Source organism: Virgibacillus sp. DJP39 (assembly GCF_049310925.1).
Classification (GTDB): Bacteria; Bacillota; Bacilli; order Bacillales; family Amphibacillaceae; genus Virgibacillus_F.
Map to the genome: position 1 here is coordinate 55,433 of NZ_JBMERP010000011.1, position 11,669 is coordinate 67,101.

Below are 11,669 nucleotides of genomic sequence, written 5' to 3' on the forward strand. Positions count from 1 at the left end.
TATGGATTATTCAAAACACCAATTTATTCCATATGGACGACAATCAATAGATGAAAAAGATATTCAAGCAGTTGTTGATGTTTTAAAAAGTGATTATCTAACAACGGGACCAGCAGTAGATAACTTTGAAAAGAAAATTGCTGATTATGTTGGAACGAAATATGCTGTAGCATTTTCAAATGGTACAGCAGCATTACACGGTGCATGCTTTGCCGCAGGTATAGGTGAAGGGGATGAAGTAATCACAACACCTATGACATTTGCAGCAAGTGCAAACTGTATCTTGTACCAAGGTGGCAAGGCAGTATTTGCAGATATTGATCCAGAAACATATAACATTAATCCTGATGAAATCCGAAAAAAAATTACTGCGAAAACCAAAGCAATAATTCCGGTAGATTTTACTGGTCAGCCTGTTAACTTAGATGAAGTAATGGATATTGCCAAAGAACATAACTTACTTGTTATTGAAGATGCAGCACATGCTATAGGTGCAACATATAAAGACTCTAAAGTAGGATCCATTGCCGATATGACAATGTTTAGCTTCCATCCAGTAAAACATATTACTACTGGTGAAGGTGGTATTATTACTACGAATAACAAAGACTTATATGATAAATTACAACAGTTCCGTACTCACGGGATCACGAGAGATACTTCTTTATTAAATGAAAATCACGGCCCGTGGTATTATGAAATGCAGTTTTTAGGATATAACTATCGGATGACAGATATACAAGCTGCATTGGGTTCTAGCCAGCTGGATAAGTTAGATGGGTTTGTTGAGAGGCGTAGGAATATAATTGATCAGTATAATATCGGGTTTAGTAATTTGAACGAAGTAATTACTCCTTATCAACATTCTGATGGTAACTCTAGCTGGCACTTATATGTTATTCAAGTAAAGAAAGATTTATTATCTATTAACAGAAAACAGTTTTTTGAAGAATTAAAAAAAGCGAATATCGGAGTGAATGTTCATTATATACCAGTACATTTACAACCTTATTACCAGGAACTTGGATATAAAAAAGGGGATTATCCAGTCTCAGAAGAATTGTATGAGCAGATTATATCATTACCATTATTTCCAACGATGACAGATGATGATGTGCGGTATGTTATCAATACAGTAAAATGCTTAGTTCAAGAACACCAAATAAAGTAGGTGAGTTTATGAAGGTAGTAGCAATTATACAGGCACGTATGGGTTCAACAAGACTTTCAGGAAAAGTAATGAAAGATATTAAAGGAAAAACTGTTTTATCCCATGTAATCGAACGAGTAAAACAATCTAAATTAATAACAGACATTATTATAGCAACCACAGTCCTTGAAAGAGACAGTGTTATTGATATGGAAGCAATTAAATGTGGTGCTAAAGTCTTTAGAGGTAGTGAAGATGATGTTCTTAGCCGTTATTATTATGCTTCTAAAGAAAATAATGCTGATGTGGTTGTAAGAATTACTTCAGACTGTCCTGTAATTGATCCATTTGTAATTGATGAAATAATTACCTTCTATTTAAAAGGGAAATATGATCTTGTAACAAATGCAGGTTCAGATATTACTCAAAGAACTTATCCACGTGGGTTGGACACAGAAGTATTTTCAATAGAATCCTTAGAAGCATCTTTCATTAATGCAAAAGAAAAACATCAACGTGAGCACGTTACACCTTATATTTATGAGAATAGTAATAAAATAAACTACTTCAAAAATGACATTGATTATTCAAAGCATCGCTGGACAGTAGATACAAAAGAGGATTTTGAACTAATTACTGAGATTTATGACAAGTTATATAAAGGTAACCATGATTTTCATCTTAATGAAATCATTGAGCTCTTTAAGCAAGATCCAAATCTTTTTTCAATCAATGCACATATTGAACAAAAAAAGACTAAATAAAAGGATGAAAAAGTATGCGGGCGTTGATTTTTACAGAAGGTGGTAGTCAAATAGGTCTAGGGCATATCTCAAGGTGCAGCTCTTTATATGATGAATTAGAGGGTAGAGGCCTCGATGTTGAATTTATAATATTTGGAGACTCAGAGGATATAGGAATTATTAAAAATAAGAAATTCAAATTGATTAATTGGTTATCAATTGATTTTTTAAATAATTACATTAAAGAAAGTGACTACTGTATTGTAGACTCTTATTTAGCTAGTGAAGAATTATACAGAGTTATCTCGAATCGTGCAAAAAAGAGTTTGTTTATTGATGATAATGGAAGGATTAAATATCCAAAAGGTATCGTTGTTAATCCAGCCTTAAGTACTGAGGAGGTTAGTTACCAAGAAAATGATACTACCTGCTATTTACTTGGTCCTGAATACATCATCTTGAGAAGTCCTTTCATCCAGGTGAAAAGAAAGACTATTAACTCTCTGGTTAAAAATGTTTTAATTACCTTAGGTGGATCAGATATACACAATCTAACGCCAGACATATTAAACCAATTTAGCAGTAGATATCAAGACGTGAAATTTTATGTAGTAATCGGAAATGCATTTAAAAATATAGATGAAATTAAAACATATAGTTCTAATAATATTACCTTTTATGAGAATGCTACAGCTGAAGAAATGAAAAAAATTATGTTGAAGTCTGATTTTGCAATAACTGCAGCAGGGCAGACAATTTATGAGTTATTAGCTACCCAAACACCTTTTATCCCAATAAAAATTATAGAAAATCAAAGTAATAATATTGCTGGATTAAAGAAATTCAATCTTGTTAAAACAGTCCTTGATTTTAAGGATGTAGATTTTTTAGAAAATATGGAATTGGAATTTCAAAAGCTCTTAAATATGGATAAAAGAAATGAAATAGTTACTTTATTTGCTGATGTTATAGATGGATTAGGAAGCAAAAGACTTGTTGATAGAATGATTGCTAATTAAGAGGGTTTAGTGATTTAGTAAAATCCGGGGAAATATTGTTTAAGAAATTAATTAAAGAGAACTCCTATGTCTGGGGTATTAGTAACACGCCAATACAGTGATATTATTGCCCACCTTACTCAAAGTGTTAATTCGTGGACATCATAGATTAAATATCTGTCCGGATTTATAGATTTGATTATTAGCTTATGAATCAATATCATATAACATTCGAAGTTGCTAAAAAGTTATTAAGTTATGGTAGGAGGATAAACGTGGGAATTAATATAGGTAATTATACAATCGATACCAAGAGTCCAACATTTATAATTGCAGAACTTTCAGCTAATCATGGAAATGATATTAATATAGCGAAAGATACAATGAAAGCAGCTAAAGAAGCTGGTGCTGATGCAATAAAGTTACAAACTTATACTGCAGATACTATTACTATAGATTGTAATAATGATTATTTTAAAATTAACAGCGGCACAATATGGGACGGTAGAACTCTACATGATCTTTACAAAGAGGCCCATACTCCCTGGGAATGGCATGAAGAGCTAATAAAGTATGCCAAAGAGCTTGATTTGGTTTGCTTTTCAAGTCCATTTGACAAAACAGCCGTAGACTTCTTGGAAACTTTAAGTGTACCCGCATATAAGGTGGCTTCATTTGAAATAACAGATATACCTTTAATTGAATATATTGCTTCTAAAGGGAAACCAGTGATTATCTCCACTGGCATTGCCACTCTTGGAGAAATAGATGATGCAGTAAAAGCATGTAGAAGAGTAGGCAATGATCAAATAATTTTGTTGAAATGCACATCCGCATACCCAGCGAAGATTGAAGATGCGAATCTATTAACAATGCAAAATTTAAAAGAGACATTTAAAGTGGAAATTGGTTTGTCAGATCATACTTTAGGAGTAACAGCACCTATTGTTTCGGTTGCTTTAGGTGCAAAAGTAATAGAAAAACATTTTATTCTAGAAAAAAGTATTGGTGGACCTGATGCTAGCTTTTCATTAGATAAGCAAGAATTTAAGATGCTTGTTAATTCGGTAAGGGATGCAGAGAAAGCATTAGGAAACGTAGATTATGAGCTCACGGATAAAAAAGTGAAAAGTAGAGAGTTTTGTCGGTCTTTATTTGTTGTAAAAAGTATAAAAGCTGGGGATGTTTTTACAGAAGATAATGTAAGATCAATAAGACCAGGTTATGGATTAAAACCTCAACATATAAAATCAGTAATTGGAAATAAAGCTAGGCAGGATATTGCTAAAGGTACTCCGGTAAGTTGGGATATTATTGAGTAGTCAAGTTTGAAGAGAGGTGTGCATATAATTGTCTAATTATGTTAGTTATAAAGAAATAGTAGACTTATTTCAAATAGATGAAGGTGACACGGTTTTAGTAGGTTCGGATATTACTCGTTTAGCAGTAGAAGCACTTAGGAATGGTGAAAAATTAGATTTGAATTTTTTTATAGATAGTTTAATAAATAAAATAGGTGGAAAGGGTACCCTACTTTTCCCTACATTTAATTGGGGATTCTGTAATGGTGAAAAATTTGATTACAATAATACAGTTTCTAAAACAGGTGCATTGACTAATGCAGCATTAAAAAGAGAGGATTTTATTAGAACTCAACATCCTATATACTCTTTTGCAGTCTGGGGGAAGGATAAAGATAAGTTATTGAATATGAATAATAAAAGTTCCTTTGGTGAAGATTCTCCTTTTGCGTATTTGCATAGAATGAAAGCTAAAATGTTAACTATAGGTTTATGTTATCAAAACTCATTCACGTTTGCGCACTATGTTGAAGAAATGGAGAAAGTAGATTATAGGTATATGAAAGACTTCACTAGTAAATATATAGATAAGCTTGGAAATGAGAGTGTTCGAACATATTCTATGAATGTTAGGGATTTAGATAGATCAGTAGTAACAAAAATAAATCCTATTGGTAAAGAAATGGAAAAACGAGAAGTTTCAAAATGCCAAAGTGTTAACAATGTAGACTTTTATTTAATTGATTTAAACAAAGCGTACGATGTAATACGAGAAGATATTTTGTATAATGGAGCAAAAAAATTATTTATGGTAGATAAACAATAGATTCTAAAGTAGGAGGCTAAACGAGAATGAAAACTGATGATATAACCGAACTACAAGATGGGGAAAATATGTATCAACTTATGAAAAAACTTTACCCTATCTGCCGTAGTATTACCGGAAACGGGGTTAGAGAAACATTAGAAATTATCCAAGAACTTATTCCTTTGCAAACAGTAGAAGTGTCTACAGGTACAAAGGTATTCGACTGGGAAGTTCCAAAAGAATGGAATATTAGAGATGCATATATAATGGATGAGAAAGGAAATAAAATTGTTGACTTTAAAGAGAATAATTTACATGTAGTTAGCTATTCAATTCCTGTCGATAAGGAAGTTACGTTAGAGGAATTACAGGAGCATTTATTTTCTTTAGAAGATCAACCAGATGCAATACCCTATATTACTTCATATTACAAGGAACGTTGGGGATTTTGCATTACTCATAATCAGAGACAGGAACTAAGTGAAGGGAAATATCGAGTTTACATTGATAGTGAATTAAAGAATGGAAGCTTGACTTATGGCGAATTAATTATACCTGGGCAAACAGATAAAGAAATATTTCTATCTACATATATTTGTCATCCATCCATGGCAAATAATGAACTTTCTGGTCCTGTACTTACAACCTATTTAGCTAAGTGGATTTTGAGTCAACCTAGAGAATATACATATAGAATTGTGTTTATTCCAGAAACAATTGGATCAATTACTTACTTAAGTAGAAATTATAAAACTATGAAAGAAAATATTGTTGCAGGATATAATATATCTTGTGTAGGAGATGAGAGGGCATATTCATACCTACCATCGAGGGACGGAAACACTTTATCGGATAGAGCAGCTTTGAATGTATTGCAGCAAAATTACCCTGATTTTATTAGGTATTCTTTCTTGGATAGAGGCAGTGACGAGCGACAATACTGTAGCCCTGGTATTGACTTGCCAGTTGCAAGTATAATGAGAACGAAGTACGGTCAGTATCCAGAGTACCATACTTCTCTTGATAACTTAGAATTAGTAACAGCAAATGGATTACAGGGATGTATTGACATCTACAAAGAATGTATACAATTACTTGAAAAAAATAATAAGTACAAAATAAATTGCTTGGGAGAGCCACAGTTAGGTAAGAGAGGGTTATATCCAACACTAAGTACAAAAGAGTCAGGTAAGATAGTTAGGGACATGATGAATTTCATTGCATATGCAGACGGTCAAAATGACCTTATTGATATAAGCAATATTATTAATGTTCCAGTTAAAAACTTGTATTCAATAATTGAAAAGTTACAGCAAAATAAATTACTATCAGAAGTTAATCAGAAAGAAATTATTGGAGGCCAAACCAGTGCAAGATAAATTATTAAAGATACTAAATGAAATGTTAGAGGAATCCGGAAATGAAACTATTGAAACTATTGAAAGTAATATGCATTTAAGAGACGAGCTAAATATGGATTCATTAATGCTAGCCGAACTTACAGTGAGGATTGAGGATGAATTTGATGTTGATATCTTTGAAGACGGCATAGTTCAAACAGTAGGGGAGATAAACTCCAAGTTAAAAGGGAAATAATACGAAAAATATTTTCTTAGTACATGAAGAATTGGAGTATACCAATTAAAAAACTCGTTGGGAGATTGAAAAACAATGATAGAATTTCTTAAATTAAAAGAAGAACACCTTGAACAGGTCTTAGAATGGAGAACTAAAGAGAGTGTCACAAAATTTATGTACACCGATATTGACTATAACTTAGACAATCAAAAAAAATGGTTTGACAAAGTATCGAATATGCCAACTGAGAGGTATTGGGTTATCTCTGTTAAAGGGAATTTAGTAGGAGTAATCTCATTAAATGATATTGACTTTTATAATAAGAAAACGAGTTGGGGTTTTTTCATTGGAGACGACAAATATAAAATGTACGGTGGAATTATTCCACCTTATCTATATAACTATATTTTTAATAACCTTAACCTAAATAAAATTACTGCAGAAGTTATGGAAGGTAATAGTAACATAATGAAAATCCATAAACTTCATGGTTATAGAGAGGTTGGAAATTATAAAAGTCATATATTTAAGTATGATAAATTTCACGATGTATATTTAATGGAGTTACTAAAAGAACAATGGGAGGGAAATTTAAAGAAGTTTAAGAAATATAATAGTAAATTTGAAGATTAATTAATGGAGGCCAAACAAATGCAAGATAAGTTATTAGAAATTTTAAACGAAATGTTAGAGGAATCAGGAAATAACACCATAAAATCTCTTGAACACTCTATGGATTTAAGAGATGACCTGAATATGGATTCATTAATGCTAGCTGAACTAACAGTAAGACTTGAGGATGAGTTCGATGTTGATATTTTTGAGGACGGCATTGTTCAAACAGTTGGGGAGATAATCTCTAAGTTAGAGGGGAAATAATATGGAAAAGGTTTTTTTAGTACATGATGAAGTAGAGTACACCTATCAAAAGCTCATAAATGATTTAAATAATAAGGATTTTTATTTACCAACTTTATACATTGGAGACAATAATCCATATGAAATATTTTTATTAATTATTCATAGCTTAATTTATGGCTATTCAATTGAAGTCCTAGATGGTGACTTTTCAGAAAGTGAACTTAAGGAAATTGAGTTTGATACTGAATTATTATCTGTTTCAAAGAAAATTGAAGAGCAGTTAAAAATAATTGATGTTAAACATCTTTTAAATGTTATAAAGGAAAATAAAAATTGGGAACTAATCTTATATACTTCTGGAACAACTGGCAGACCTAAAAAGGTAGGTCACAATCTACAGACCCTAACTAGAAATGTGAAATTACATGATAAGTTAAAGGATGATATATGGGCATTTGCATATAACCCTACTCATATGGCAGGATTACAGGTGTTTTTCCAAGCGCTAATGAACCAAAATACTATGATTTATACTTTCGGTGGGCAACAAAGAAATGTATCGAATTTAATTGAGAAATATAAAATCACTAATATTTCTGCAACCTCTACGTTTTATAGAAATGTATTACCATACCTTAAAGATAATATATATCAAAGTATTAAGAGAATTACATTTGGTGGGGAAAAATACGACTCAAGTATGGAGAAAGCAATAAAATCTATATTCCCAAATGCAAAGATAAGAAATATTTATGCATCTACAGAGGCAGGTAGTCTGTTTGTAGCAAAAGGAGATATTTTTGAAATTCCAGAAACAATTAGAGGACTTATTAAATTTAATGAAAGCAATGAGTTATTAATTCATCAAAGTCTATTAGCAAATTTAGATTTATATTCTCTAGAAGATAGTTGGTTCAAAACAGGGGACCTTGTTGAACCAACAGATGATTATCATTTCAAGTTTATATCTCGAAAATCAGATATTATAAATGTTGGTGGATATAAAGTAAATCCAATTGAGGTTGAGAATACAATAATGAAAATCCCTGGTATAATTGATTTATTAGTAAAATCAAAAGAAAACAGGGTTACGGGGCACATACTTGTTGTGGATATTGTCAAAGATGAAAATGCTGATGATATGGAACTTAAAAAGTTAATTAAGAAATTTGCAAGTGAACAATTACAAGAATGGAAAATCCCAAGAATAATTAAGTTTGTAGACGATATTCCTCGAACTCGAACTGGAAAGAAGGTCAGAAAATGAAATGGATAATTGTAACAGGTGACTCGAAAGGGCTCGGAAAAGAAATAATTAATCAGATATTATCAGAAACGGAATATGGAGTAATTGGCTTAAGTCGTTCAAGTGAAGAAACAGTTCAAGATCTAGTTGATAAGTATCCCAATAAATTCAAACATATTTCTTATGATTTAGAAAATGTGAGTGATATCAAACAACTATATACTCAACAAATTCGTAAGTTAGGACCGATCTATGGTCTAGTGAACAACTCTGCACTAGCTTATGATGATATTGTATCTAATTTAAATATTGATAGCTTGGAGCGTATGTTCAGAGTGAATGTTTTTTCAGCAATGCATTTAACCAAATATGCAATAAGAGATATGTTATTAAACAAGGTTCAAGGGTCTATTGTTCATGTATCTTCGGTTAGTGCTCATACTGGTTATAAGGGCTTAAGTATGTATGCTTCATCTAAAGGTGCAATGGAGGCCTTCTCTAAAAATACAGCAAGAGAATGGGGCAGTAAAGGAATTCGTTCTAATTGTGTTGTACCTGGATTTATGGAAACCTCAATGAGTGAAGCATTAACAGATGAACAAAAGGATCGTATTTATAAAAGAACATCATTGAAAAAAGAAACTGATGTTGAAAGTGTGGCAAGTACTGTTCTTTATTTATTATCCGAAAAATCAAAGTCGATTACTGGTACTGCGATCCATGTTGATAATGGTACGATCTAAGAGATCTAAGTCATGACGCCTGCATTTATCTCGGCTAAAATGTTGTTCACAAAGTTAACTTCATAAAAATAGATCGAAGAATAGAGTTTACAAAAAACACTATACTTTAAAGAGTATCCTTAGAAGTATAATTTAGAATTTCATTCCTTTTTTATATCATATTTTTAGCCGGATCCTGTTTATATTAAACCTTTCGAATTTTATACATTCAGAAACCTAGTCTTAATTGAAACGAGGTGATTTTTTCCAATGAATATCCTAGTTACCGGTGGTGCCGGATATATAGGCTCTAACACGTGTGTAGCTTTACTAGAAGCAGGTCATACTGTTATAGTTGCTGATAATCTTTGTAATAGTAAGAATGATGCTATTGAGAAAATTATGCAAATTACAAATAAAGAAGTTATTTTTTATCAAATAGATGTAAATGACGTGGTTGCAGTCGACACCATCTTTTCTAATCATGAAATTGGTGGTGTTATTCATTTTGCTGGCCTTAAAGCAGTGGGTGAATCTGTAGAAAAGCCACTAGAATATTATTACAACAACATCCTAAGCACTATGGTTCTTACAAAAACTTGTCAAAAATATGGTGTGAATCGGTTTGTGTTTAGTTCATCAGCGACAGTGTATGGGGATAATAAAGTACCATTTGTTGAGACAATGGACCTCCTACCATCGACTAATCCTTATGGTGAAACTAAAGCTATAAGTGAGCGAATTCTAACTGATATAGCAAAGGCGAATCCTGCTTTTTCGGTATCAATCCTTCGATATTTTAACCCAATAGGAGCTCATGAAAGTGGGTTAATTGGTGAAGCGTCAAATGGAATTCCCAATAATCTCATGCCATATGTAACTCAGGTAGCAAAGGGGATACGGGAGAAGCTTCGAGTATTTGGAAATGATTATCCAACGATAGATGGTACAGGTGTAAGAGACTATATCCATGTGTTGGATCTAGCAGAAGGTCACGTTGCAGCATTGGATAATCTCACGGAAGGTGCTCATATTTATAATTTAGGAACTGGTCAAGGTACTAGTGTATTAGAGTTAGTCAAGGCATTTGAAGAGGCTAATGGTATTGAAGTTCCTTATGAAATAGTAGATAGAAGACCTGGAGATATTGCTTCATGTTACGCTGATGCTTCAAAAGCAAAGCAGGAACTAGGTTGGACAGCTAAACGTAATATTATTTCTATGTGCCGGGATGCTTGGCGATTTGAGAAAAATTTTAAAGAGTAAAATGCATTATAAGGTTAATGAAAATTACCCACTGAGCCTGAATAGTTGGCTTGGTGGGTGTATTCGTTGTGGAATGTAACTTTAGTGCGTTAATGTCTGAAACACATAGTAACTTCCCAATCTTCAATATTACTACCACAAAAAAGGATGTGTTTCATCATAGCATAATCCTATTCTTCTCTATACCTGCACAGCAACTCTTCTTTTATAACTTTACCCCATTCTAGATCAATAAGCATTACATATAAATTAGCTCTAAGAGATAAAGGTGGTCTTTTCATTATCATTTCAAAATCTTTTTCGTCATTAACAACTATAGTATATTTATCATTTTCCAATAATTCAAACATTGCGATACGGCCATACAGATGAATCGAGTGCATAAAAGAGGGGTGACGACGCCCTGGTACACTTGGCTTGAAATCTAAATACCATCTATTGTAACCCTCGTTATCAATATTTAGAATTATATCAGGAAATCTCATTCTTCCTTCAGGCTGTTCTACACTCCATTTAAATGGTCTATCATATAGATCGGCTAAAATGACCTGAATGAATTTCTTCTTTAATTCTTCCATTTGATACCTCAAGTTCATTGGTGAATCTCTTTCCATTCTACTTTTGTCATTTTCATCAGTATCATCTCGTCTGCCAATATGTCCCGCAGCGATCATAAGGTCTTGATATGTAACCTCGTTTTGAGATTTAGCAGCAAATTTTGATATAGTCTCAGGAGTAGGAGCTGAAGCTATCATTTGTCTAAGAAACCTAGAAATATGAGCAGCACTTACATCTGTTTCATTAGCGAATTGATTAATTGATCTATCACCCTTCGCTCGATCAAGAAGAGTGGCAAATTCCTCTTTATTGAATTGTTCCTCACTAGCCATTAAAACTCACCTCATCCTATCATATAATCCAATTATATTTTAAGTGTTGACCACAGTCAACAACAATATACAATAAAGTAAATGAAAGTGTTGTGTTCATTTTATG

13 protein-coding genes are annotated in these 11,669 nt (G+C 32.4%); 12 read left to right on the top strand and 1 reads right to left on the bottom strand.

The window, feature by feature from the left end:
- Position 1 precedes the first annotated feature (1 nt).
- The 12 genes from pseC (at position 2) to galE (ending at position 10,673) form a co-directional block, all read left to right on the top strand.
- A complete protein-coding gene (gene pseC / locus ACOI1D_RS06125; protein WP_422500060.1) occupies positions 2-1,171 on the top strand; it encodes a UDP-4-amino-4,6-dideoxy-N-acetyl-beta-L-altrosamine transaminase in 1,170 nt (389 codons plus the stop codon).
- A complete protein-coding gene (locus tag ACOI1D_RS06130) occupies positions 1,141-1,914 on the top strand; it encodes a cytidylyltransferase domain-containing protein (RefSeq protein ID WP_422500062.1) in 774 nt (257 codons plus the stop codon). The genes pseC and ACOI1D_RS06130 overlap by 31 nt, the downstream gene beginning before the upstream one ends.
- A gap of 14 nt (positions 1,915-1,928) precedes the next feature.
- On the top strand, positions 1,929-2,912 hold the full coding sequence (pseG, locus tag ACOI1D_RS06135; RefSeq protein ID WP_422500063.1) for a UDP-2,4-diacetamido-2,4,6-trideoxy-beta-L-altropyranose hydrolase: 984 nt from the start codon (positions 1,929-1,931) through the stop codon (positions 2,910-2,912).
- Between the two features lie 260 nt (positions 2,913-3,172).
- Positions 3,173-4,213: a pseudaminic acid synthase gene (gene pseI / locus ACOI1D_RS06140; protein WP_422500081.1), complete on the top strand. Its 1,041-nt coding sequence runs from the start codon at positions 3,173-3,175 to the stop codon at positions 4,211-4,213.
- 28 nt (positions 4,214-4,241) lie between these two features.
- The gene (locus tag ACOI1D_RS06145) at positions 4,242-5,018 is read left to right on the top strand and encodes an AAC(3) family N-acetyltransferase (protein ID WP_422500064.1); all 777 of its coding nucleotides are present in this window, start codon (positions 4,242-4,244) and stop codon (positions 5,016-5,018) included.
- Between the two features lie 26 nt (positions 5,019-5,044).
- The gene (locus ACOI1D_RS06150) at positions 5,045-6,379 is read left to right on the top strand and encodes a DUF4910 domain-containing protein (RefSeq protein ID WP_422500065.1); all 1,335 of its coding nucleotides are present in this window, start codon (positions 5,045-5,047) and stop codon (positions 6,377-6,379) included.
- Positions 6,369-6,596 (top strand): acyl carrier protein, encoded by a 228-nt coding sequence (locus ACOI1D_RS06155; protein ID WP_422500067.1) that lies wholly within the window; start codon positions 6,369-6,371, stop codon positions 6,594-6,596. Before ACOI1D_RS06150 ends, ACOI1D_RS06155 begins: the two co-directional genes overlap by 11 nt.
- A 75-nt stretch (positions 6,597-6,671) precedes the next feature.
- Positions 6,672-7,211: a UDP-4-amino-4,6-dideoxy-N-acetyl-beta-L-altrosamine N-acetyltransferase gene (gene pseH, locus ACOI1D_RS06160; RefSeq protein WP_422500068.1), complete on the top strand. Its 540-nt coding sequence runs from the start codon at positions 6,672-6,674 to the stop codon at positions 7,209-7,211.
- Between the two features lie 18 nt (positions 7,212-7,229).
- Positions 7,230-7,457, top strand: coding sequence for an acyl carrier protein (locus tag ACOI1D_RS06165; RefSeq protein ID WP_422500069.1), 228 nt, complete (start codon positions 7,230-7,232; stop codon positions 7,455-7,457).
- Between the two features lies 1 nt (position 7,458).
- Positions 7,459-8,706 carry an ANL family adenylate-forming protein gene (locus tag ACOI1D_RS06170; protein WP_422500070.1) on the top strand — a complete coding sequence of 416 codons (1,248 nt, stop codon included), beginning with the start codon at positions 7,459-7,461 and terminating at the stop codon, positions 8,704-8,706.
- On the top strand, positions 8,703-9,428 hold the full coding sequence (locus tag ACOI1D_RS06175) for an SDR family NAD(P)-dependent oxidoreductase (RefSeq protein WP_422500072.1): 726 nt from the start codon (positions 8,703-8,705) through the stop codon (positions 9,426-9,428). The genes ACOI1D_RS06170 and ACOI1D_RS06175 overlap by 4 nt, the downstream gene beginning before the upstream one ends.
- Positions 9,429-9,677: 249 nt before the next feature.
- Positions 9,678-10,673, top strand: coding sequence for a UDP-glucose 4-epimerase GalE (galE, locus tag ACOI1D_RS06180; RefSeq protein ID WP_422500073.1), 996 nt, complete (start codon positions 9,678-9,680; stop codon positions 10,671-10,673).
- A gap of 170 nt (positions 10,674-10,843) precedes the next feature.
- Here galE and ACOI1D_RS06185 read toward each other — a convergent pair whose 3' ends face one another.
- On the bottom strand, positions 10,844-11,563 hold the full coding sequence (locus ACOI1D_RS06185; RefSeq protein ID WP_422500075.1) for a hypothetical protein: 720 nt from the start codon (positions 11,561-11,563) through the stop codon (positions 10,844-10,846).
- Positions 11,564-11,669 lie beyond the last annotated feature (106 nt).